Annotated in this window: 22 protein-coding genes; 14 read left to right on the top strand and 8 right to left on the bottom strand. The window is 68.5% G+C overall.

Annotation, left to right across the window (positions count from 1 at the left end; translation table 11 throughout):
- The first annotated feature begins 36 nt into the window (after window positions 1-36).
- From ACFY3D_RS19985 to ACFY3D_RS19975, 3 genes are all read left to right on the top strand, one after another.
- A complete protein-coding gene (locus ACFY3D_RS19985) occupies window positions 37-456 on the top strand; it encodes a Rieske (2Fe-2S) protein (RefSeq protein ID WP_350941990.1) in 420 nt (139 codons plus the stop codon).
- A 559-nt stretch (window positions 457-1,015) separates the two neighbouring features.
- On the top strand, window positions 1,016-1,909 hold the full coding sequence (locus ACFY3D_RS19980; RefSeq protein ID WP_389981216.1) for a L,D-transpeptidase family protein: 894 nt from the start codon (window positions 1,016-1,018) through the stop codon (window positions 1,907-1,909).
- Window positions 1,910-2,169: 260 nt separating this feature from the next.
- Entirely contained in the window at window positions 2,170-2,415 is a 246-nt protein-coding gene (locus tag ACFY3D_RS19975; protein ID WP_350941987.1) for a hypothetical protein, read from the top strand.
- A 163-nt stretch (window positions 2,416-2,578) separates the two neighbouring features.
- Here ACFY3D_RS19975 and ACFY3D_RS19970 read toward each other — a convergent pair whose 3' ends face one another.
- Window positions 2,579-3,544: a serine hydrolase domain-containing protein gene (locus ACFY3D_RS19970; protein WP_389981214.1), complete on the bottom strand. Its 966-nt coding sequence runs from the start codon at window positions 3,542-3,544 to the stop codon at window positions 2,579-2,581.
- A 241-nt stretch (window positions 3,545-3,785) separates the two neighbouring features.
- Here ACFY3D_RS19970 and ACFY3D_RS19965 point away from each other — a divergent pair, with 241 nt between their 5' ends.
- Entirely contained in the window at window positions 3,786-4,274 is a 489-nt protein-coding gene (locus ACFY3D_RS19965; protein ID WP_389981212.1) for a MarR family winged helix-turn-helix transcriptional regulator, read from the top strand.
- Between the two features lie 74 nt (window positions 4,275-4,348).
- Window positions 4,349-5,788, top strand: a complete 1,440-nt coding sequence (locus ACFY3D_RS19960; RefSeq protein ID WP_389981210.1) for a DHA2 family efflux MFS transporter permease subunit — start codon at window positions 4,349-4,351, stop codon at window positions 5,786-5,788.
- Here the strand turns inward: ACFY3D_RS19960 and ACFY3D_RS19955 are convergent.
- Window positions 5,775-6,626: a DUF72 domain-containing protein gene (locus tag ACFY3D_RS19955; RefSeq protein WP_389981208.1), complete on the bottom strand. Its 852-nt coding sequence runs from the start codon at window positions 6,624-6,626 to the stop codon at window positions 5,775-5,777. The two genes, ACFY3D_RS19960 and ACFY3D_RS19955, sit on opposite strands and share 14 nt — an antisense overlap.
- A 112-nt stretch (window positions 6,627-6,738) precedes the next feature.
- On the opposite strand from ACFY3D_RS19955, the gene ACFY3D_RS19950 reads away from it, so the two are divergent.
- From ACFY3D_RS19950 to ACFY3D_RS19935, 4 genes are all read left to right on the top strand, one after another.
- Window positions 6,739-7,698, top strand: coding sequence for a superoxide dismutase (locus ACFY3D_RS19950; RefSeq protein WP_389981206.1), 960 nt, complete (start codon window positions 6,739-6,741; stop codon window positions 7,696-7,698).
- Window positions 7,699-8,005: 307 nt separating this feature from the next.
- Window positions 8,006-8,356, top strand: coding sequence for an ArsR/SmtB family transcription factor (locus tag ACFY3D_RS19945; RefSeq protein ID WP_389981204.1), 351 nt, complete (start codon window positions 8,006-8,008; stop codon window positions 8,354-8,356).
- On the top strand, window positions 8,357-8,626 hold the full coding sequence (locus ACFY3D_RS19940) for a hypothetical protein (RefSeq protein ID WP_389981202.1): 270 nt from the start codon (window positions 8,357-8,359) through the stop codon (window positions 8,624-8,626).
- A gap of 90 nt (window positions 8,627-8,716) precedes the next feature.
- Window positions 8,717-9,718 carry an NAD(P)-dependent alcohol dehydrogenase gene (locus tag ACFY3D_RS19935; RefSeq protein WP_389981200.1) on the top strand — a complete coding sequence of 334 codons (1,002 nt, stop codon included), beginning with the start codon at window positions 8,717-8,719 and terminating at the stop codon, window positions 9,716-9,718.
- Between the two features lie 58 nt (window positions 9,719-9,776).
- Here the strand turns inward: ACFY3D_RS19935 and ACFY3D_RS19930 are convergent, their stop codons facing one another.
- Complete coding sequence (locus tag ACFY3D_RS19930) at window positions 9,777-11,093, bottom strand: MFS transporter (protein ID WP_389981198.1); 1,317 nt, start codon at window positions 11,091-11,093, stop codon at window positions 9,777-9,779.
- Between the two features lie 540 nt (window positions 11,094-11,633).
- Between ACFY3D_RS19930 and ACFY3D_RS19925 the strand changes: the two genes are divergently transcribed.
- Together ACFY3D_RS19925 and ACFY3D_RS19920 are read left to right on the top strand one after the other, a co-directional pair.
- Window positions 11,634-13,313: a cellulose binding domain-containing protein gene (locus ACFY3D_RS19925; RefSeq protein WP_389981196.1), complete on the top strand. Its 1,680-nt coding sequence runs from the start codon at window positions 11,634-11,636 to the stop codon at window positions 13,311-13,313.
- Between the two features lie 146 nt (window positions 13,314-13,459).
- Window positions 13,460-14,413 (top strand): GlxA family transcriptional regulator, encoded by a 954-nt coding sequence (locus tag ACFY3D_RS19920; protein ID WP_389981194.1) that lies wholly within the window; start codon window positions 13,460-13,462, stop codon window positions 14,411-14,413.
- Window positions 14,414-14,507: 94 nt separating this feature from the next.
- Here ACFY3D_RS19920 and ACFY3D_RS19915 read toward each other — a convergent pair whose 3' ends face one another.
- The 3 genes from ACFY3D_RS19915 to ACFY3D_RS19905 form a co-directional block, all read right to left on the bottom strand.
- Entirely contained in the window at window positions 14,508-15,116 is a 609-nt protein-coding gene (locus tag ACFY3D_RS19915; RefSeq protein WP_389981192.1) for a hypothetical protein, read from the bottom strand.
- 96 nt (window positions 15,117-15,212) lie between these two features.
- On the bottom strand, window positions 15,213-15,710 hold the full coding sequence (locus ACFY3D_RS19910) for an RNA polymerase sigma factor (RefSeq protein WP_389981190.1): 498 nt from the start codon (window positions 15,708-15,710) through the stop codon (window positions 15,213-15,215).
- 634 nt (window positions 15,711-16,344) lie between these two features.
- Window positions 16,345-16,722 carry a DUF5997 family protein gene (locus tag ACFY3D_RS19905; protein WP_389776083.1) on the bottom strand — a complete coding sequence of 126 codons (378 nt, stop codon included), beginning with the start codon at window positions 16,720-16,722 and terminating at the stop codon, window positions 16,345-16,347.
- A gap of 55 nt (window positions 16,723-16,777) precedes the next feature.
- Here ACFY3D_RS19905 and ACFY3D_RS19900 point away from each other — a divergent pair, with 55 nt between their 5' ends.
- The 3 genes from ACFY3D_RS19900 (at window position 16,778) to ACFY3D_RS19890 (ending at window position 21,216) form a co-directional block, all read left to right on the top strand.
- Window positions 16,778-17,506 (top strand): LysR family substrate-binding domain-containing protein, encoded by a 729-nt coding sequence (locus ACFY3D_RS19900; protein WP_389981188.1) that lies wholly within the window; start codon window positions 16,778-16,780, stop codon window positions 17,504-17,506.
- 419 nt (window positions 17,507-17,925) lie between these two features.
- Window positions 17,926-18,354, top strand: a complete 429-nt coding sequence (locus ACFY3D_RS19895; RefSeq protein WP_389981186.1) for a hypothetical protein — start codon at window positions 17,926-17,928, stop codon at window positions 18,352-18,354.
- A gap of 693 nt (window positions 18,355-19,047) precedes the next feature.
- Window positions 19,048-21,216 carry a tetratricopeptide repeat protein gene (locus ACFY3D_RS19890; RefSeq protein WP_389981184.1) on the top strand — a complete coding sequence of 723 codons (2,169 nt, stop codon included), beginning with the start codon at window positions 19,048-19,050 and terminating at the stop codon, window positions 21,214-21,216.
- Between the two features lie 160 nt (window positions 21,217-21,376).
- Here ACFY3D_RS19890 and ACFY3D_RS19885 read toward each other — a convergent pair whose 3' ends face one another.
- Entirely contained in the window at window positions 21,377-22,318 is a 942-nt protein-coding gene (locus tag ACFY3D_RS19885) for a carbohydrate kinase family protein (RefSeq protein ID WP_389981182.1), read from the bottom strand.
- Complete coding sequence (locus ACFY3D_RS19880; protein ID WP_389981180.1) at window positions 22,315-22,866, bottom strand: hypothetical protein; 552 nt, start codon at window positions 22,864-22,866, stop codon at window positions 22,315-22,317. Before ACFY3D_RS19880 ends, ACFY3D_RS19885 begins: the two co-directional genes overlap by 4 nt.
- Window positions 22,867-22,973 lie beyond the last annotated feature (107 nt).

The following is a 22,973-nucleotide window of genomic DNA, read 5'->3' as shown; positions in this document are numbered from 1 at the left end:
CTATCACGGCGCCCTTCACTCCCCAGGAGGCCCACCATGCCCGCCCCAACCCGTCGACTGATGATCTTCCGAGGTCTCGCGGGCGGCGCCGCCGCCGTGATCGCGTCGGCCGCCACATGGGTACGCCCCGCCCAGGCATCCTCGGAGACCCAGGAGTCCGAGGAGTCCGCCGGTCCCATCCTCGCCAGGACGAGCGGCATCCCCGTCGGCGGCGGCCGGATCATCAAGGGAACATGGGTGGTCACCCAGCCGGTGAAGGGCACCTTCCGTGCCTTCAGCGCGAAGTGCACGCATCAGGGCTGCACCGTCGCCACCATCCGCGGCGGGACCATCAACTGCCCCTGCCACGGCAGCAAATTCAGGATCGCCGACGGCTCGGTGGCCAGAGGCCCCGCCAAGCGGCCGTTGGCCCGCAGGAAGATCAAGGTCTCCAAGGGGATCATCAGGCTGAGCTGACCGCTCGGCTTCGGACGTGGCGGGCCGGACCCGCGCGAGCGAGCCAGGCAGGCGAGCCGAACGGAGCCTGCCGAGCAGGCAGGACGGGTGGGCCGGACGGGTGGACCGTGACCGATGACCTTCCCGGACGTCGGCGAAGGTTTCACGTGAATCAATACGCTTCGCCCGGCGGCCAGGACGGTCTCGGCGGATCGCACCCGCTCCCGAGGGGCAGGAGACGTCACTCCCGGGACAGGACATCCGATGACCGCCCGGCCACAGGGGAAGCGGAGACCGCCGGGAGCTCCCGCTCGGTGAGAGGTGTCCGATGTCCGCACGGCGATGGGAGACGCTTGGCTTCCGCACCCGCGACCGGACGGCCTGCCACGCGCACCCGGTGAGCGTTTTCCGAAATATCTAATTGATATCGTCACATAACGCCACCGGGGGATATATGAATATTTACCCGGGAAAATCCATCTGAGATAACCCGTGAATCGCATGCGGATGTACAAGTCTCACTCTCCGGCAAGTAATGTCAAAGGGTTGATCGCGCCTGACGGCGGATAGACGTCACACCATGCGAGGCACAGTTCGACGTTCCCTGATCACCGGCACCGTCTTCGCCCTGGCCACAACCCTCCCCTTCGGCATCGCACCCGCCGTGGCCGACCCCACCCCCGACTCCCGGCACCTCCCCCTCCCGGATCAATTCACGGTCCTCAGAACGGGCAGCAGGGGAACGGAGGTGCACAACGCGAAGAAAAGACTCAAGGATCTGGGATTTTCCCCGGGGAATCTCAGCCCTCTGTACGACTCCGCTCTGCGAATGACCGTATGGGCGTTCCAGAAGGCGAACGGATTGAAACCCGTCGACAGAATCGACCTGCCGACCTGGCAGGCTCTCCTGCGCCCTCGCCGGATCAGGCCCCTGGTGACGTACGGGGAGCGGGAAAGGGCCGAGATCGATCTGCGGCGCCGGCTCCTCGTCGCGTGGAGAGACGGGAAACCCGTGCTGGTGACCCACATCTCCACCGGCGCCCGCAGGCCGTACTGCGAGAAGGGCCACTGCGGGTTCGCCTCGACCCCGGTCGGCGACTACCGGGTGGGAGTGCGGGTCCCCGGCTGGTCCACGGGGATCCTCGGGGCGATGTTCTATCCCGTCTACTTCAACGGCGGCATCGCGATCCACGGTTCCACCCTCGTCCCCCGCTTCCCCGCGTCCCACGGGTGCGTCCGGGTCCCGCTGCACAACGCCCTCGACCTCTACCGGTTCCTTCAGCCGGGGACTCCGGTGTACGTCCGCCGCCCGGAGGCTCCCACCGGACGTGCGATGAGGGTTCGCGGGGAGCGGCGCCCGCGAATCCCGAAGGCACGACCTGTCGAGGCTCCGCACCGCTCGTCCAAGAAATCCTCGCGTCCAGGGCGCTCCACCGGCCGGCGGACGGGAGGTGACACCGGTGGCCGCCGGTGAGCGTGCGGGCGCATCGGAGCGGGGAGGTCGTGGCCGGGTGGGTGCGGGCGCCTGTGACAAGCCGGGCGGGCCTGGCCCGGCTCGCGGTGCGCCCCCCACCTGCGCGCGGACGCCTGGCGACGAGCCGTGCGGGCGCCCCGCGCCGGTTCCGCCGCGAAAATTCCGGCCTGTACGCCGATCGAGCCGATCTCGGGGGCTTAGAACCGATGCCCCGAGGTGATGATGAGGATGTCGGCTGATCATTCCGAAGGGCGTGCATCGTGATACCAACCATGATCCTGTTCGGCCTGGTCTTCGGGCGCTGGTGGCGCGCCTCCCTCCTCGCCGCCGCCGTGTTCTGGCCCGTGGTGCTCCTGGCCGGCGACGCGATCGGGCTCGACGGGTCACTCATGACGGCGGCCGCGCTGGGAGTGCTCAACGTCTCCGCCGGGGTGGCGATCCACCAGAGCGTCCTGTGGATCGTGAGGAACACGATCACGCAGCGGCCGCGGGCGAAGAATCCCTGACGCACTTCCCTGCGTGGAAGGACGCTGTCGCGCACATTCGACACACCCTCCGGTGGCCGGACGAGAACGCCCCGGCGAGCCGACGGGCCCACGGTCGAACACGTCCCCGACTCCCCGGCCACCTGGCGGCGTCCGGCGATCGACATCACCCACGGGCGTGTCTTCAGGACCTGATCCCCTCCAGGATCACCTCTTCGAGCACGATCGAGGTCATCGAGCGATCGCGCGTGTTGTACTGCCCTCCGGTGATGGCGACGACCAGGTCCAGCGCGGGCGCCACGTAGATCACCTGGCCGCCGTTGCCCGACCCTCCCTTCCACGTGTCGCCCGAATACCAGTGGTAGCCGTAGTGGAGGTCCTCGGCGATCCGCACGTGCGGGTGCAGGGCCGTCTTCAGCCAGGACGAGGGAACGACGTCGCCGCCCCCTTCGAGCACGAGCCGCCCGATCGCGAGAAGGTCGCGGGGGGTGAGCCGCAGCCCGGCGGCGGCCATCGCCGTCCCGTCCTCGCCGGACGACCACTCGAAGCGCGTGATCCCCAGCGGTTCGAACAGCCTGGTACGCGCGTAGTCCTCCAGCGCCCGTCCGGTGCCCTTCGCGATGAGCCGCGCCACCAGCGCGGAAGCGCCTCCGCAGTAGGACCACTTCGTGCCCGGCTCCTCCACGATGCGCTGCTCCAGGACGTAGCGGAACCGGTCGGGGGACAACTCCATCGCGATCTCACTGTTCGCCGCGCTCGTGTAGGGGGCGCTCTCGTCCCACTCCAGGCCGAGCGTCATGGTGAGGGCATGCTCGACCGTGAGCGCGGCGCGCCGGGGATCCTGCGGGAGGTCCGAGTATTCGGGGAAGTACCGGAGCAGTGGCTCGCGCGGCTCCGGCACCTCGCCGTCGGCCAGGGCGATGCCGTACAGGAGTCCGACGACGCTCTTGGTGATCGAGCGAAGGTCGTGGAGCGTGTCGGGCGTGAAGCGCACCCGGCCGAGCGGCTCGTTCAGCTTGAAGTCCTCGCCCTCGCCGTAGTGCTCAAGGATCACCTGGCCGCGGCGGACGGCGACCACGCCGTGGAGGTCGGGCACCCGGCCCTGCTCCACGGCCAGGGCGAGACGGTCGTTGAGTGTGTCGCTGCTCATGGTTCCGTTCTACGCCCTGCCACCGTGTCAGGATCAACCCCTCGTCGATCACGACGCGCGTGGAAAACCGGGGCCGTTCGCGCCCGCCGGCCGTGCCTTTCTCGCCTCGTTTCCGGCAGGCCCCCTGCGGGACTGCGGGCCGCGACGGGACTTCGCCGATCGAACGTGGTCGGCCGGGGCCCGACGGGTGGGTCCGCTTGCGGATAATCCGGAACGGTACCGGTTGGCTATGGTGAGGAGCATGACCGCGATGGCACCCGCCCGTACCGAGCCGGATCTCTCCTTCCTGCTGGACCACGCCGGCCATGTCCTGCGGACCCGGATGGCGGCGGCGCTCGCCGAGATCGGGCTCACCGCACGGATGCACTGCGTGCTGGTCCACGCCCTGGAGGAGGAGCGCACGCAGATCCAGCTCGCCGAGCTCGGCGACATGGACAAGACCACGATGGTGGTCACGGTCGACGCCCTGGAGAAGGCGGGCCTCGCCGAGCGCCGCCCGTCGAGCACGGATCGGCGGGCCCGGATCATCGCGGTCACCGAGAAGGGCGCGCAGGTCGCGCGGCAGAGCCAGGAGATCGTCGACGGCGTGCACAGGGCGGCCCTGGCCGCGCTGCCGGGAGACGAGGGCGAGGTGCTCGTACGAGCCATGAAGCGCCTGGTGGCCGGACATCTCGCCACCCCCGTGGAGGCACCGCAGGGAGTCCGGCGGGCACGGCAGCGCACAAAGTGAATCCATAGAGGATCGTCTACAACAAAACTATCTGCTACGGTCTCCCCTGTTCCCCCTGAACAGGAGGCGACCCCATGTCGCGTACCGCACCTTCCCCACGCCCCGCCGATACGTCTCCCTCGCGCTGGACGGCGCTCGCCGTGCTGTCCGCCGCGATGTTGATGACGATCCTGGACGGCAGCATCGTGACCGTGGCGATGCCGACCATCCAGGCGGACCTGGGCTTCTCGCCCGCCGGGCTCAGCTGGACCGTCAACGCCTACCTCATCGCCTTCGGCGGGCTGCTCCTCCTCGCCGGTCGGCTGGGCGACCTCATCGGCCGCAAGATCATGTTCCTCGCGGGGAACACGGTCTTCGCCGCCGCGTCGCTACTGGCCGGACTGTCCACAGGGCCCGGCATGCTGATCACCGCCCGGTTCCTGCAGGGCGTCGGCAGCGCGATGGCCTCGGCGGTCGTGCTGGGCATCCTGGTGACGTTGTTCACCGAGCCCGGGGAGCGCGCGAAGGCGATCGGCGTCTTCAGCTTCACCGGCGCCGCCGGAGCCTCGATCGGCCAGGTCCTGGGCGGGGTCCTCACCGACGCGCTCAGCTGGCACTGGATCTTCTTCGTCAACCTGCCGATCGGGCTGGTCACGATCGCGATCGCGATCCGGGCGCTGCCGGGCGAGCGCGGGATCGGGCTCGCCGCCGGAGCCGACGTCCTCGGCGCCGTACTGGTCACCGGCGGGCTGATGCTAGGCCTCTACACCGTGGTCAAGATCGAGGAGTACGGCTGGCTCGCCACCCACACCCTCGGCCTCGGCGCGGTCTCGATCGCCCTGCTCGCCGCGTTCCTCGTCCGCCAGGCGACCGCGAGGACCCCCCTGATGCCGCTGCGGATCCTCCGCTCGCGCAACGTGTCGGGCGCGAACCTCGCCCAGATCCTGGCGCTGTCGGCCATGTTCGCCTTCCAGATCATCGTCGCGCTCTACATGCAGCGGGTCCTCGGCTACGGCGCCCTCGACACCGGCCTCGCGATGCTCCCCGCGGCGGTGGCGATCGGCGGTGTGTCCCTGTTCCTCTCCGCCCGGCTCAACACCCGTTTCGGCGAGCGCGCCGTCCTGCTCGCGGGCCTGGTGCTCCTGTTCTGCGCGATGTGCTGGCTCACCCGCGTACCGGTGAACGCGAACTACGTCACCGACCTGCTCCCGGTGATGCTGCTCATCGCGGGCGGCGGGCTGGTGCTCCCGGCACTCACCACGCTCGGCATGTCCGGCGCGGGGGCCGACGACGCGGGCCTGGCGTCCGGGCTGTTCAACACCACCCAGCAGATCGGCATGGCCGTCGGCGTCGCGGTGCTGTCCACGCTGGCCGCCCGGCGTACCGAGGAACTGCTCTCGGCGGGAGAGAGCACGGCCTCCGCGCTCACCGGCGGCTACCACCTCGCCTTCGGTGTCGCCGCCGCCCTGCTCCTCGCCGCCTTCACCGTCGCGCTCGTCGTGCTGCGGCAACCCGGGCCGGTCAGAAGAGGGTGAGCGGCTCGGCGGGCATGGGCTCGGGCAGCGGCTCGACCTCCGGCAGCAGGGCCCGTACGTCGTCGTGGAAGCGACGGGCGAGCGTGAGCGCGTCGGCGTTGTCGGGGGTGTGCACGAACACGGTCGGCGAGCGGCCCTCGCGCAGCCAGCCGGTGACCGTGCCGATCCAGTGCTGCCAGCCCTCGATCGTGCTCCCGGTGTCGTCCCTGCCGAGGTAGCGGACGATCGGCCGATCGGTGAGGGCGACCGACCGGAGTGGCATCCGGGGCTTCCTCGACCACGCCTCCCGTTCGGTGTCGCTGGTCGGAGGGCTCCGGAAGAGCGTCGTGGTGTCGAAGGGCACCCACTCGGCGCCGACACCGGCGAGAACCCCTTCGAGAAGCCGCGCGGACCGCGCGTCGTCGAAGAACGCGCGGTGGCGGACCTCGACGGCGTACCTGTGCGAACGAGGGAGCCGGTGCAGAAAAGCGGCGAGGGTGCCGAGGTCGGTCGGGGCGAACGACCCCGGCAGCTGGATCCAGAGGGCGTGGGCTCGCGGCCCGAGTGGCTCGATCGTCTCCAGGAACGACCGGACCTCCTCGTCGACGCCGGTGAGGCGCCTCTCGTGCGTGATCGACTTGGGCAGCTTCACCACCAGCCGGAAGTCGGGCGCGGTCTGCCGCGCCCACGACTCCACCGTGCTCCTCGACGGTGTCGCGTAGAACGTCGTGTTGCCCTCCACCGCGTTGCACCAGGACGCGTAGGCCCGCAGGCGCTCTCCCGGCGGGAGCGGGTGGGGCAGGAAAGTCCCCTGCCATGACTTGAGGGTCCACATCGCGCATCCCACATGAAGCCGCATGACCTCGACGCTATCCAAGGACGGGAGCGAACCGGGCGTCGTACGTTAGATCCATCATCCGACCGGGCATCCCGATAGACCATCGCATTCGCGACAGATGGGATGTTTCCCGATGAAGGCGATATCTATCGCGGCAGGGGTCCTGACCATACTCGTGGCGGCCCCGCCCTCGGTGGCGGCCGAGATCGGAGCCGGGAACGGCACATCCCCGGCCTCCGCCTCCTCCGCGAAGCCGGCCTATCCCACCGAGTTCTCCCTTCCCGACGGTTTCCAGCCGGAAGGGATCGCCATCGGCCCGGGGCCGTCCGCGTACTTCGGCTCGCGCGGGACCGGCGCGATCTACCGGGCCGACCTGCGCACCGGGAAAGGCCGGATCATCAATCCGGGACCCGGCACCCCGTCGCTCGGTCTCAAGGTCGACCCGCGCGGGCGGCTGTTCGTCGCCGGCGGCACGGGCGGCGACGCCCGCGTGATCGACACCCGCACCGGCAAGGTGCTCGCGAGCTACCGGCTCACCACCGGCGCCGCGTTCGTCAACGACGTCGTGCTCACCCGCGACGCGGCGTACTTCACCGACTCGGCCAACCCCGTGCTGTACAGGCTGCCGTTCGGGCGCGGGGGAGCGCTGCCGTCCCAGGCGGCGAAGGTGCCGCTGAGCGGGGACATCGTCTACACGACCGGCAACAACGCCAACGGCATCGCCCAGACCCCCGACGGCAAGGGCCTGCTCGTCGTGCAGTCCAACACCGGCAGGCTGTTCCGCGTCGACCCCTCGACCGGCGTCGCCACCCTGGTGGACATCGGCGCCGAGTCCCTGGGAGGCGGGGACGGCCTGCTGCTGGAAGGCCGTACCCTCCACGTCGTACAGAACCGCCTGAACCTCCTCACCTCCCTCTCCCTGGACCGCGCCGCCACCTCAGGGAAGGTGATCCGCAAACTCGTCGACGAACGCTTCGACGTTCCCACCACCGTCGCCTCCTTCCGCGACCGCCTCTATCTCCCCAACGCCCGCTTCACCACGACCCCCACCCCGACGACCCCGTACAACGTGGTGGCCGTCAAGGGGCACTGATCGTTCTTCTCGTGCCCGCCCGCCGCTGATCGGCGTGCCCGCCCCCTTGGGCACGCCCTCGCACGTCCGCTGCAGTCCGCCCGCACGTCCGCGCACGTCCGCGCACGTCCGCCGCGCCGAGAACGCGAAGCGGGGGCGACATCCTCGCCGACCGGCTGACGGGCGGCGCCTCGGTCTCGACGCCGCGTCGGCGGAGGCCGTCCTCGCGGAGCGATTCGCGGTCGTCGACACCATCGGCTCTAGTCGGATTGGGGATGAATGAGCTATATTTCACCTGTAAGAAAATTATTACAGGTGAAGGAGCATCATGACAGGGGCCGTGCCGACCGGCGACGAACTGGTCGTGGTGCTCGCGGCACTCGCCAACCCGCTGCGGCTGCGCATCGTCGCGAGGCTCGCCGACGGGCGTGACTACGTGAGCCATCTGGCCCGCGACATCGGAATCAGCCGCCCCCTTCTGCACATGCACCTGCAGCGGCTGGAGGCGGCCGGGCTGGTCGTCGGCAGCCTTGAGCTCTCCGAGGACGGCAAGGCCATGAAGTACTACGAGGTCACGGACTTCCACCTGCACCTCACCGCCTCGACCGTGGCCGAGGCGGTCCAGACCCTCACCCGATCGGACCCCGAGAAGGGTCCCGCACCCAAGGAGCAGTCCTGAATGGACACGACGACCTGGCCGGGCACGGTCCTGATCCTGGGCCTGTCATTCCTCGCCCTGATCCTGCTCATCGGCACCGCGGCGACGGTGCACGAGTTCCGCAAGCTGAAGATATCCGCCGCCGTCCAGGAGGACCTGCGACAGCTGGTACGCCGCTACGAGCAGCTCGCCGAGAACACCATGGACGCCCAGCAGCGGATGTCGAACGAGCTCTCCGACGTGCGAGCGCGCGCGACCTCGATCGAGCAGATCCTGCGAACCGTCGAATGACCTCCTCCCCTCCCCGAAGGGAGGGGATTCCCCACGGTCACCCGTGAGGGTTCCTGCTTCACCACCAGTCGCCCGCCAGGAGGACTCCCCATGAACAGGCCCACCACCCAGAAGAAGGACACGATGAAAGCGATCACCCAGGAGCGGTACGGCTCCTCCGGCGTTCTGAGACTCGATGAGATCGACAAGCCGGTGCCCGGCGACAACGAGGTCCTGGTGCGCGTTCGCGCGACGTCGATGACCCACGGCGACCTGGCCACCATAACGGGCGTGCCGTACCTGGGCCGCCTCGTGTTCGGGCTGCCCAGGCCGAAGCGGAAGGTCCCAGGCCGCGACATCGCCGGAGAGGTCGAGGCCGTCGGCAGGAACGTGACGCGCCTGCGGCCGGGCGACGAGGTGTACGCCGAGGTCGACAGCGGAGGCTTCGCCGAGTACGTCCGCGTCCCCGAGGACCTGCTGTGCCCGAAGCCGGCCAACCTCACCTTCGAGCAGGCGGCCGCCGTCCCCTGGTCGGGAAACACCGCACTGCAGGGTCTCCGTGACCGTGGCGGGATAAAGGCCGGGCAGAAGGTCCTGATCAACGGGGCGTCGGGCGGCGTGGGCACCTTCGCCGTACAGATCGCCGCGTCGTTCGGGGCGGAGGTGACCGGGGTGTGCAGCACCAGGAACATGGAGCTGGTCCGTTCGCTCGGCGCCGACCATGTCGTCGACTACACCCGGGAGGACTTCACCAGGAGCGGCCGACGCTACGACCTCATCTTCGACCTGGCGGGAAACCACTCGCTCTCCGCCTGCAGGCGGGCGTTGAGCCCCGGCGGGACCCTCGTACTGTCCAGCTCGAAAGGCGGGCGGTGGCTCGGCCCGATAGGCCGGCTCCTGAGGGCGCTGGTGCTGGCGCCGTTCGTACGGCAGAACCTGCGCCCGTACATGGCGACGCGAAGCCGGGAGAACCTCGCCGACCTCAAGGAGCTGATCGAGTCCGGGCGGATCACACCCGCGGTCGAGAAGACCTACCCGCTGAGCGAGCTCCCCGAGGCGATGCGCTACTTCAGCGAGGAGCACGCACGATCGAAGATCGTTATCACCGTGTGAGGCCGGTGGACGCCGTTCACGTCGGGAACGTCCGCGCGGACCTCGGTCCGATGCCGGGTCAGGCCGGATTCATCCGGGTGACGATCGTCCGCCAGAGGGCGAGTTGCAGCAGGGCGAGGAGCACGACGGCGGGCATCAGGGTCCAGATCCCGACGCTCTGCCCGATGGCGCCGGTCAGCCAGGGAAGCGCCGCGCCGCCGATGACCGACACCCCGTTCATGATGCCGATGGCCGTCGGCACCAGCCGGGCCGTGGTCAGGGTGGGCACCACCGCCATCGCCGTCGGGAAAACGGGCCCGAGGAAGAAGCCGAGCAGGAGGAAACCGGCGGTCGCCACGACCACTCCCGGCGCCACCCAGGTGAGCACCGTGCTCGCCGTCACGCCGACCAGGCAGACGTAGGTCATGCCGACCGCGGTCAGCCCCATCCTGGTGGCGGCCGGACTGATCAGGAACCGCCCCAGGGTCAGCCCGAGCCAGTAACCGCTGGCGATGTAGCCGGCGGTGAGACCGGTTTGCGCGTGCTCCTCCACCAGGAAGGTGAACCCCCAGTTGCCCACGCTGATCTCCAGGCCGACGTACACGGCGAGGAACACCGAGGCGAGCACCACCGCGGGCGTGCGCAGCACGGAGGTGAGCAGACCGCTCCGCTCCGGTTCGGAACCCAGGGGACCCGCCGGAGGCACCGGGGCGTCCGGATACGGGGTCCCCTCTTTCGCGGAGGGCTCCGACGCCGAGGCGCCGGGCTGCACGGAGGGTTCGGGGGCTGCCGGAGGCACCGGCACGCCAGGTTTCACGGAGACATCGGGGGCATCGAGGGCGTCGGGGGTACGCCTGGGATAGGCGACCAGGAAACCGGCCAGCAGCGGCAGGCACGCCAACGCGAGCACCAGCCACACGGCGGTCCACGGCAGGAAGGTCAGCGTCCAGGCGGCCAGCAACGGACCGAGCAGCGCGCCGACACCGAAGAACGCGTGCAGGCGGTTGAGCAGCGTCGTGGCCGAGGGCAGCTCCGCCAGATAGGCGTTGAGCACCGACTCCAGCACGCCGGTGCCGTAACCGACCACCAGTTGCACTGCCACGAAGGCCGCGAACGGGGGACGGGTCGCCATGTACAGCGTGGATATCACGTACAGGCCGCCGGCGACGGCGAGGGAGAGGCGCGTACCGAGGCGTTCGAGCAGCGGGCCCGTGGTGGATCCGGCGAGCATGAACCCGGCGGAGGAGACGAAGAAGGTGATGCCGATCGTCGTCATGTCGACGCCGTAGTCACCGATCAGCGTGGGCAGCAGCACTCCGCCCACACCGGCGTTCAACCCGGCCAGTACGAAGGTCGCGTACGCCAGGACGACCGGCGCCCGCCAAGGGGTGCTCAAGACAGGCACATGCTCTCCAGCACGGTCATGTGATGCGGATGGTTTCCGAACCGTCCGGTGGAGGTGCGGGTCCACGGCGATCCACCGTCGGCCGACCTCTCCCGGGGGCCTCGCCACTCGGGTGATCACCCAGGAAAGCACTTTTGGGGGGGAGTCTTGCCATCCGCTTTACCTGAGGGGCTCAGCATATGACGATCTTCGACCGCGGAACAGACGCGAGGCCGCAGATTTTTTAACCTGAAATTTTCATGCTCGGCGAGGCATTTCTACAGTTCACTGTTATCCGGCCTGCGCGGTGCTTGCCCCCCGCCGAGGGCCGGGGTCAGACTCCGCCGGAGTATCACTCCTCCGCGCGACCACGTGAGCGATCCGCATTCCCGTCGCACTCGCGTGCCGGTCCACGCGAGGAAATGTTAACGCTAACAATCGTGGGAGCCGATCGACACCGAAACGACCAGGAACCATCCCGGCGGCGCCGAAGACCGGCGCCGACGGGACCGAGAAGGCGCGGATCGGCATCCACAGCCACGAGGAGGAGACATGACACAGGACCACAACGAGCCCGAGAACGGCGAGCGAAACCCGCTGAGCCGCAGGGCCGTCTTGACGACGCTGGGAGCCCTGCCGGTCCTCGGCGCGGCCTCCGTCGTCGCGGCCACGGAGGCCACCGCCGCGACGGCGGTCATCAACCCGTCCGCGCAGCGGCAGACGATCCGCGGCTTCGGCGGCATGACCTTCGCGGCCTGGATCGGCGACCTCACGGCCGCCCAGCGGGAAACGGCGTTCGGCACCGGCGAGGGCCGGCTCGGGTTCTCCGTGCTGAGAATCCCCGTCCCCGAGAACCAGGCGGACTGGAGCCGTGACGTGGCGACGGCGAAGCGCGCGATCGAACTCGGCGCCTCCGTCATCGCGTCGCCGTGGAATCCCCCCGCCAACATGGTCGAGACCTTCGTCCGCGGCAGCCAGACCAACGCGAAACGCCTCAGGTCCAACATGTACGCGGCCTACGCCCAGCACCTGAACGACTTCAACACGCACATGCGGAACAACGGCGTGAACCTGTACGCCATATCAGTGCAGAACGAGCCCGACTACGCGCACGACTGGACGTGGTGGACCCCCGCGGAAATACTCAAATTCATGCGGGAGAACGCCGGCTCGATCAACACCAAGGTGATCGCACCCGAGTCCTTCCAGTATCTGAAGAACATCTCGGACCCGATCCTCAACGACTCCACCGCGCTCGCCAACATGGACATCCTCGGCGCCCACCTCTACGGCACGCAGTTCTCCAATTTCCCCTACCCCCTCTTCAAGCAGAAGGGCGCGGGCAAAGAACTCTGGATGACCGAGGTCTACCACCCCAACAGCAGCGATTCCGCGGACCTCTGGCCCCAGGCCCTCGACGTCGGGGAGCACATCCACCGCGCCATGGTGGACGCCGAGTTCCAGGCGTACATCTGGTGGTACATCCGGCGCAGCTACGGCCCCATGCGGGAGGACGGCCAGATCAGCAAGCGCGGCGCGATGATGGCGCACTTCGCCAGGTTCGTCCGCCCCGGATACGTGCGGGTCGACGCGACCGCGAACCCGGCGTCGAACGTCTACGTCTCGGCGTACCGGGGCGGTAACTCCACGGTCATCGTCGTCGTCAACAAGAACACCTCGGCGGTGAGCCAGCAGTTCACCGTGTCGAACACCACCGGATCGTCCAGCGTCTCCTCCTGGCTCACCGACGCGAGCAGGACCGTCGCACCCCAGGGAACGACCACCATGTCGAACGGCTCCCTCACGGTCACGCTTCCGGCCAGAAGCATGATGACCTTCGTGACCGGCGTGACCAACACCCCCGACCCCACGCCCACGCCCACCCCCACCGTCAGCCCCACCCCCGGTGGCGGAACGGGACCCCGGGTCGCCTACACGATGAACTCCTGGAACAACGGCTTCACCGCCAACATCAGCATCACCAACACCGGAACCACGACGATCAACGGCTGGACGCTGGTCTTCACCCTGCCCTCCGGCCAGTCCATCACCTCGGGCTGGAACGCCACCTACTCGCCCTCCAGCGGCCAGGTGAGCGCCGTCAACGTCAGCCACAACGCCACGCTCGCCCCCGGAGCCACCATCGACATCGGCTTCCAGGCCAACCACACCGGCAACACCGGCAAACCGACCGCCTTCACCCTCAACGGCATCGCCTGCACCGTGGTCTGACCGACGAAGGTCCGTCCCCGAGACCCGTTCGGCGAGGGAACAGGTGCGGCCCCTCCGACTCCGGAGGGGCCGCACGATATTCCGCGCGGCCCCTCCGTCGGACCGGAAGACCTTGAGGGGACGAGCATGCACGTTATGGTGTAGCCATGGTGGGGCGGCTGGTCGTCGTCGTTGGTTTCGACGGCATCGAGCTTGTCGACGTCGCGTGTGTGACGACCGGTTTCGACTACGCCAACCGGCAGGGGGCCGACCCGGCGTACCAGGTGGTGTTCGCGACCCCGATGGGTCGGCCCGTGCGGTGCGACTCCGGGCTCGAGTTGCCCGGGCAGGGCCGGATCGACACGATGGACGGTCCGATCGACACCCTGATCGTCTCCGGTGGCCAGGGGCACGAGACCGCAGCCGCCAACCCTCGGTTCGTCAGCCAGGTCGTACGGCTCGCCAGGCTGTCGCGGCGGGTCGCGTCGGTGTGCACCGGGGCGACCGTGCTGGCCGCCGCGGGGTTGCTCGACAACCGCCGGGCCACCACGCACTGGTACGAGGCCGGACGACTCGCCACCCGCTTCCCGCAGGTGCGGGTCGATCCCGCGCCGATCTTCGTCCGGGACGGCAGGGTCGCGACGTCGGGCGGGGTCACGGCTTCTCTGGATCTCACGCTGTCCTTCATCGAGGAGGACCACGGGTCCGAACTCGCCCGTCGCGTGGCCATGGGCATGGTCACCTACCTGAAACGCCCCGGGAATCAGGCACAGGTGAGCCTGTTCAACAGGATTCCGCACTCCGACCAGGTCCTGGTCCGGCGGACCATCGACTACGTGGTCAGCCACTTCGACGAGGACCTCAGCGTCGCCCGCCTGGCCGCGCTCGCCGGGGTGAGCGAGCGGCATCTGAGCAGGCTGTTCGTCGAGTGCGTCGGCCGGACCCCCTCGCGGGTGGTCCGCGACGCGCGCCTCGAAGCGGCCTCCCAACTGCTCACCGCGACCCGTGAGCCGGTCGCGGCCATCGCCCGGCGGTGCGGGTTCGCCTCCGCCGAGTCCTTACGGCAGGCGTTCGTGGCATGGGCCGGGGTCTCGCCGTCACGGTTCCGGGGAAGATCATGACGCTTGGTCCCGCGGTCGCCCCCGTGGTCGCCGTGAACGACACGGGGGCGCCGGCCCGGGACCTTCCCGGGCCGGCGCTCGCGCGCGTTCGGCGTCAGCCGCCGCCGCTGGAGGACGTCGCGCCGTTACCGAAGACGGTCAGGTCCACCCAGGGGTGTGACTCCTGGATGCACTGGAAGTACGGGACAAGGCAGAAGACGCCCTGGGTCCGCTTGCGCCACTGGGTCGATCCCCGGCCACCGTTGCTCACCAGCGACTCGTGACCCTTGAACGACCAGCCCACCATGTAGACCTCGGCCCACCTGGTGTAGAAGTGGGCACTGGTGATCCGGGTGCCGTCGCGGCAGTAGTCCATCCTCTGGAAGTACTTCCAGAGCCACTGGCCGACACGGTTCTTGCCTCCCCGGTAAACGGTCGAGATCCAGCACGAGCTCGCCATGATCTGGGCCCGCTCCTCCGCGGAGACCATGACCTCGTTCTGGGCGAGCTTCGCGAGATAGTCCTCGGTGGAGACGGTCTCCAACGGCTCCTCGCCGTTCTCCACGGTGGCCAGTTCGGTGTCCGGATCCGCCGACGAGACCTTCTGGGACATCGTGCTCTCCGCTCCCGCCGCGGGCGCGAGCGTCAAGCAGGTGAGCGCCGCCACCAGCAGCAGGACAAACGCATGTCGTACGAGCGGAATACGCCTTCGCAGGCTTTTCATTGCCGTCCTCTTCCGCGATCGCGAAGAATCGCATATCGGCCTGAGTGAATGGACCTTCCACTAGTAGTACGGCCCTGGAAGGGAAGCTCGACAAATTTATTTCCGACTTCCGGCCGCACGGTTTACGGCCCGCCTCACGGGGGCCGTCGCACGGCGATACCGCATCTCGACGGCGGCGGCCGACTCACCGCGCGCGCCCCCGATCTGCCCCCAGGTCGCGCCCTCCATCCGCAGGCGGAGCAGGTGGCGGATCTCGGGGTCGAGCCGCGCGATCAGGGTTGCCGCACGCCGGGCCTCGTCCCCGTCGGCCACGGCCTCCTCGAATTCGTGGGGGCGCGGCATCAGCGCCGCATGACGGCTTAAGAGCTGGTCACGAGCTGTTCGACGGTGGTGGTCGACCACGAGTCGCGCCGTGACGGTGGCCAGGAAGGGCCACGCCCGCTCCTCCATCAGGTTGGCGAAGGTGGCGGTGCGCAGCAGCGCGTCCTGGACGACGTCCTCCGCGTCCGCCCCCGCCCCCATGCGCGCCGCCAAGGCCAGCAGCCTCGGCCGGTGCGCCATCAGGACATGCCAGCGTTGTTCTGTAACATTCATGCCACGGCCCTCTCCGATTTTCGCGCAAGCGAAGGAGCACGAAAAAAGCCGCCTGCCCCCAGCCGCCCGTTAGGTGAGTTCGTCTCCCGACAAACAGACCGGATATCACCAGGACCGACGTCGGACATTTCCTGGCCACTTCGACAATGGCCGGACAATGTCCGCCGCTGATCCTGACCCGGCTTGTCGCACGCGCCGGCCGGTCACCGACGTCGCCGCCGCCGAGCACTTCCGCTCTCGGTTCTGATCAGGATCGAAACAGTTCGATGCCGTGGCCGGAACGACGCCGGGCAGGCCGTGTCCGGATCTCTGGGGTTCCCGTCCGGTTGTCAGGGACGGAGGAGCCGTTCGACGTCGACCGTGCCGAGGACGGCCGGGTCGTCTTGAGCGATGCGGCCACCAAGCGCGTCAACGGACAAAAGATCCTCGTCGCGACCGGTACGCCGGGCGGCCTCGGGTCGGTCGTCGGAACGTGGGAGCAGGTCCGGGTGGTGAGCAAACCACCTTCGGAGGACTTTCAGATCATGAGGTCGATGCCGTCGTCGGCGAGTTCACCCGGATAGTCGCTCGGCGAGGCGGCGGCGGCGGTCACGGCGGCCTGGAGGCGCGACCCGGGTCGGAGACGTACGGGATCTCAGCTGTCGCGCTGCTTGAGGCGGAGTGCTTCCTTGCGGACCTCGGCCTGGAGAGTCTGCTCGCGCTCCAGCCACGCCGGGTTCTCCGCTTTCAGCGCGTCGATCTCAGCGGTGGTGAGCGGTTCGGTGATCCCGCCCCTGAGCAGGCCGGCGACGGAGATCCTGAGCTTCGCGGCCATGACCTGCTTGGTGTGCGGGCCGTTGCGGCGCAGATCGGCGAGCCAGGCGGGTGGCGTCGCCTGCAACTCGTTCAGCTCGTCCCTGGAGATGACACCCGCCTGGAACTCGGCCGGAGTGGCCAACAAAGGGACACCCAGCTTCTTGGCCGCGGTCGCGGGCTTCATCGTCTGGGTGGTCTTCGGTTTGGGCGAGGTCATGACGTCAAGAATAGTCAGCCGGAACAGGTTCCCCTGACATCGCTACCCTGGGGAAGTGACTGATGGAGAGACCGGCGGGACGTTTCGACTGGCGTACGTGCCCGGGGTGACACCCGCGAAATGGGTCAACGTCTGGATCGAGCGAATGCCCGATGTGCCGATCACCCTGGTCGCGGTTCCCGCCGCCGAGGTGGTGGGACTCCTGCGGAACGGCGGCGCCGACGCCGGATTCGCCAGGCTGCCGGTCGACCGGGACGGGCTCAGCGTGATCCCTCTCTACACGGAGACCACGGTGGTCGTGGTGCCCAAGGACCACGTGCTGACCGCCGCCGACGAGGTGGCCCTCGCCGACCTTGACGACGACGAGGTGTTCCACCCTCTGGACGACACCGTCGAGTGGACGGTCCGGCCCGGGCTGCCCGCGTTCACCCGCCCGGCCACAACGGCGGACGCGGTCGAGCTGACAGCATCCGGCGCCGGGATTCTCCTGGTTCCGCTGTCGCTGGCACGCCTCCACCACCGCAGGGATCTCACCTACCGGCCGGTGCCGGACGCGCCGCAGTCTCAGGTCGCGCTGGTCTGGCCCACGGACGCGACCACCGACCTGGTGGAGGACTTCATCGGCATCGTCCGCGGCCGGACGGTGAACAGCTCGCGGGGCCGTACCCCCGCCTCCCCCGCGAAGAAACCGGCGAAGCGGCAGGCACAGAAACCCGCGCAGAACGGCTCCGGTCGCCGGACCGTGCCGACCGGCCGCAAGAAGAAGGGCCACCGACCTCGGTGACCTGCGGACAGATACGCCGATCACCCTTGGTAAGGAATGAGCACCGACAGCTGTCAGGCTGAGGCGGTAAGTCGACGCTCATCGGCCTTCATGGTGTCACCGTGGAGCCGCGAAGATTCCACCCCCTGAATTCCCGCTCACCAACGGGAGCCCTTCGCGACGTGGCGGGCTCCTCGCCCTGCTCCAGAGCTGGTCGAGACTCGACCTCGTGTGCCTGTGCGAGGTGGTGCCGCACCCTCGCGAACCGTGCTTTCACGAGAACACGCAGGTCAGGTTCATCGATGAAGGGCGAAACACGACCCGCTGACTCGGAGCCGCACAAATTCTTGCCCGGGCTTGTTCGGATTCGGTAACCGAGTCAAAATCAGTTCAGCCTTCAACTAATTGGTTGGAGGGTCACTGTACGGATGAGGAGAGGCATGAAGCGCATCATCTCCATTCTCGTCGCCGCCGTCGCCCTTGGCGCCACACTCACCGGGGTCAGCCCCGCATCCGCGGCCACCTCCGCAGTCGACTGCTCCACGGGCGAGTACACCCGGGTCCTGAACAGCTACGTGCCCACCAACCTCGAGAGGGGGGCGATAGACGGCCGCAGCTACAACATCGGCGGCTCGTTGACGTACACGTTCGATATCTGCCTTGACATCCCGGACACCTCGACATTCACCATCGAGGTACGGATCTGGAACAACGGGACACAGACGTCGTTCGTGGACGACCGGCCCGGGGACAAGATCTTCCGCTACACGCTCGCTCCCAACAGCTTCTGGCAGGTCTACGGCACGCTGACCGGCCCCGGCAGCACCTACCTCTACTACACCTGGAACGAGAAGATGACCCTCTCCTGACGCAGAAAGGGCCGCCCGCCTCGCTCGGTGAGACGGTCGGCCCTACCGCTCTCAAACGGCCCAGAAGTCTACTTTACCCTGGGTCCACATTCCATCCCGATCTCTCAAGTGGCTCGGTGAGCGGCTGGATTCGTCGTTACTGTATTTATTTCACCGCCGCACGGGACCGCGAAGGCCACTTCCTGATCGTCGCCTGGCCGCCCATGCCGAAGCGAGGTCACGGCGACGGAAATGCATGAGGAGTTCAGCCGACCCCTGAGGTTCGGATCGTTCCACGATGTCTCCCGCGTGTCCTTCGTTCGGTTCCTCCCCCTTCGAGACACCGACCCGTCCCGGATCGGGGACCGGCGATCTCGAAGAGACGACCTTCGAAGAACCGCATGAAAGAGCGAGGGGGTACTTCGGCTCGGACGACAGGATGCGCATCGGCCACAGGGGAGGACCGGGGACTGTCACGGAGATCCCTGTGCGCTTTCGCACCACTACTTCCATCGCTCAGGCCCCATATCTTTTCAAGTGCCACAAAGAGATATATCTCCTACCCAAGGCGCACATCTGATCTTATTTACCATACAGAAAAAGCAGGGGAACGCCTTTTCGTCTTGACGAAGTCGTCGAATGGCATGAGCATGGAAGCGGCTGTTCATTTTCTCATGCATAGAAACAACCGATTCGGTCAACAATTATTCGCGGGTGCGGTTTCTCACCCGTGACACGAGCAGGGCGATGAGTGCCGACTCCAGTTCCAGCAACCAGCGACCCGAAGATCATGTCAACGAGCTGAACGGAACCGTGCTGGGGTCGGCGGTCCAGGCCCGGGACATCCACGGCGGGATCCACCTGCATCAGGCATTCACCCCTCTGCCGCGACCGACCCAGCTGCCGGCCGGCGGCATCCTGGTTGATCGTGCCGAGACGCTCGCCCTCCTGGACGCCGTGTGCTCCGACCGGGCAGGGACGGGGGTGCCCAAGGTCGCCGTGGTCAGCGGCCCGGCCGGCATCGGCAAGACCGCGGTGGCGTTGCACTGGTCGCACCGGGAGCGTGACGCCTTCCCTGACGGTCAGCTCTTCGCCGACCTGCGCGGGCACGCGATGGACACCCCCGTGCAACCGGCGGAGGTGCTGGGACGGTTCATCCGTGCCTTCGGGATCGCGCCCGAACGGATCCCCGGTGACCTGGCGGAGCGTTCGGCGCTCTACCAGTCGCTGGTGAGCGGGCGCCGTCTGGTCGTCGTGCTGGACGACGCCCTGTCGGCGGCCCAGGTGAGCCCGCTGCTGCCGGCATCCGCGGACAGCATCGCGATCGTCACCAGCCGGTGGCGGCTCGCGGGACTGCTGATGCGCGGGGCGAAGGGAGTCCAGCTGGGCCGGCTCAGTCCGGCCGCCGCGCTGACGCTGCTGAAACGGACCGTCGGCGACGACCGGGTGCACGGCGAGCCGGAGGCGGCCGGCGAGCTGGTGGAACTGTGTGCGCGACTACCGCTCGCCCTGTGCGTGGCCGCCGCCCGGCTGGCCACCAGGCCGCACTGGCCGCTGTCGGAAATGGTGGAGGCCCTCAGCCACGAGCGGCGGCGCCTCAGCGAACTGTCGGTGGAGGACGACATGACGATCCGGGCCGCTCTCACGCTCTCCTACAAAGGACTCACCCCCCAGGAAGCGGGACGTGTCTACCGGCTGCTCGGGCTCTTCCCCGGTGCCACCTTCGACAGCCGGGCGGTGGCCGCAACGGTGGGGCTCCCCCTTGTCCAGGTCCGTCACCTGCTGGAGGTCCTGACGGACGCCAACCTGCTCGATGACCTGCCCAGCGGGCACTATCGCTTCCACGACCTGACCCAGCTGCACGCCCGGGAACTGGCCGAGCAACTGGATTCCGTGGCGATTCGTGAGGAGGCCGTGCGAAGGGCGCTTGACTGGTTCCTGTACACCGCCTGGGGCGCGAGCCAGGTCGTGCTGCCGTACCGCCGTGTCTCCCGGGAAGCGGTGATCCACAAGCCCGCCGAACCCATCGTCTTCACCGGTCCGGTGCAGGCTCTCGACTGGCTGGAGGACGAGTTCGCCAACCTCAGGGCCACCACCCTTGCCGCGTTCGAGCGAGGTCTGTTCGACGTGGCCTGGCAACTGGTCGACGGCATCTGGCCCCTGTTCCTGTACCGCGGTCATCACGCGGAACGGCTGGAGATCGACAGGCTGGGCCTGGCGGCGGCACGCGCCTGCTCGAACTCACCGGGCGAGGCCAAGATGCTGAACCGGACCGGCCTGGCGCTGCGCACCCTCGGCCGGTTGGACGAGGCCGCCGACGACTTCCGAGGAGCGTTGGAGATCTGGCGTCGCGAAGGAAACCGGCAGCGGGTGGCCGGTAGCCTGCGCCGGTTGGGCCTGGTGGAGAAGGATCGAGGGCGGATCGACGAGGCCATCGCGCTCTTCGGGGAGGCACTCGACGACTACCGCGCGATGGGCAGGTCACGCAAGGTGGCTCTGACGTTGTGCGACCTCGCCGACGCGATGACCAGGAGGGATCGCCAGGCGGAGGCCGTCGAATGCCTGACGGAGGCGCGACGGCTCCTCGCTCGGGAACCCGACCCCTACAACCAGGCACGCGTGCTCGTCCTGCTCGGCCGCGCACGGGCCGGAGGACCCACGGTGGCAGCCGATCTCCTGAGACGGGCGCTGGAGGAGATGCGGCGGATCGGCTCGGACAACGGCGAGGCCCAGGCCCTGGAAGCGCTCGGAGACCTCGCCCTGGAGAACGGCCACCGGGACGACGCGCGCGAACGTTACCAGGACGCGCGGCGGATCCTCGTCCGGCAGGGGGCCAGGAGCGAAAGGCTGGACGATCGGCTGTCCCACCTGGGGGGAAACTGACGGTCGTGAGGTGTCCGACGGTCGAGACCGCCCCGGCGGGATGCCAGGGCGGTCCCGGCGGTCAGGCCGCCCCAACCTCCCGACGTTCCTAACCTCCCAGCGTCCCAACGCGCGGCGGGGGCCCGGTGTCCAGCCACAACATCGGAGTCCTGACGTCCGGTCACGACGTACGGAGATCCCAGCGTCCGGTCACGACATGCGGCGTATGTGCCGCTCCCAGCCTCGACAGTTCCTCACAGGTCAGCGACGCCGTCACCGGAGTGCGGGACCCGACCTTCCAGCCGGCGTGCACTACCGCCGCCCGCAGGGCTCGCACCGGATCGCCGGTGTTCCGCCAGACGTGCAGGAAGGTGGCGAACAGCGCGTCACCGGCTCCGGTGGTGTTCACGACCTCCCGTGGCGTCACGGCCTCCGCCCTGACGAGCAGCCCGTCTCTCATCCCGAGCACCGCCCCACGCTCGCCGAGCCCGACTCCCACCACCTGACAACGCGGGTAGCGCCGGAACATCTTCGCCATCCACTGCTCGGGGGGACAGGAAAGGCGTTCGTGGCTGCAGAAGACGATCCTCGCGGCCTCCAGCCACGGACGGTTGTACTCGTCGCCGAGGTCGTGGATGAGGTGGACGTCCACGGCGATGGGAATGCCGAGCCGAGTCGCGGGCCGAACCAGATCCCGGACGAACTTCGCGTTCGTCAGGACCAGAAGGTCCGCGCCACGGGCCTGCGCCTCGAAGAGGTCCGGTGGATACGCGACCCGGTTGACGGGCGCCAGGTTCGGGAAACCCATGCGACGGCCGTCGGGCGTGACGAGTGTCACGCCCGACGACGATTCGGCGCTCTCGACGATCCCGGGTCCCAGCAGGCCCGCACGGCCGAGTTCGGTCGTTATACCCGCGCCGATGAGATCGCGGCCGACCACGGTGCACAGACGCACGTGATCGCCGAGCGTCTTCAGGGTCCGCGCGATGTGGCCCGCGGCCCCTGACACGCCGGTGCATGACCAGCGTGGCGACGACGTGGGGGCGTACCGGACAGGGAACTCCCTCACCCCCACGGACATGTAGAAACTGACGGCACCGGCCACGAGGATCCCGCGGTTCATGCGGACGTCCTTCCGGTGTCGTACGCCCCGAGGCGGGCGGGGCTGACCTGCGTCCTGCCCGCCACCTCGAGCGTGCCGATCCTGGCCGCCGAGGAGTCGACGTACCGGCCCACGATCACCGAGGCGGTGCCCAGGCTCTCGAACGGCATCCCGGCGGCCCGCCAGCCGTAAAGGAACGACCCGTAGACGGCGGGCCAGGGGGCGGAGCCGCCGGAAAGGTCTCCCACCTCGGTGATCGCGGCGAGCCGTCCGTCTCGAAACCCCGCCAGGAGGCCGCCTCCGGCCTCCTGGCCGCCGACCGCGACCTCGCAACCGGGATACCGGTCAAGGAGACCGGAGATGCCTTTCTCGGGAACGTTCCAGGAGATCTTCGGGCTCACGAGGACATCGGCGACCTCGCACCAGGTCCGGTTCAGGGGGTCGTCGAGGGTGGCGACGATGTGTGTGCCGTCGAAGACGCGCCTGCCGGGCGGCAGGCCGCGGTGGTGTCTCTCCGGAGACAGGATGACGAGGTGCGGGGCGCGGAGCGGACCCTCGCGAGGGATCACCAGGATCGCCGGTTCACTCCGCCGCGATGTGGCGGTTCCGCGCGTGGTGAGGGTCCGCGGCGGGACGGTGACCCCGGACGGAGCCGCGGGTCCAGGTGGAGCGGCGG

The sequence above is a fragment of the Streptosporangium sp. NPDC000509 genome, assembly GCF_042898365.1.
GTDB lineage: Bacteria > Actinomycetota > Actinomycetes > Streptosporangiales > Streptosporangiaceae > Streptosporangium.
This window is presented reverse-complemented; position numbering and strand designations above follow the sequence as displayed.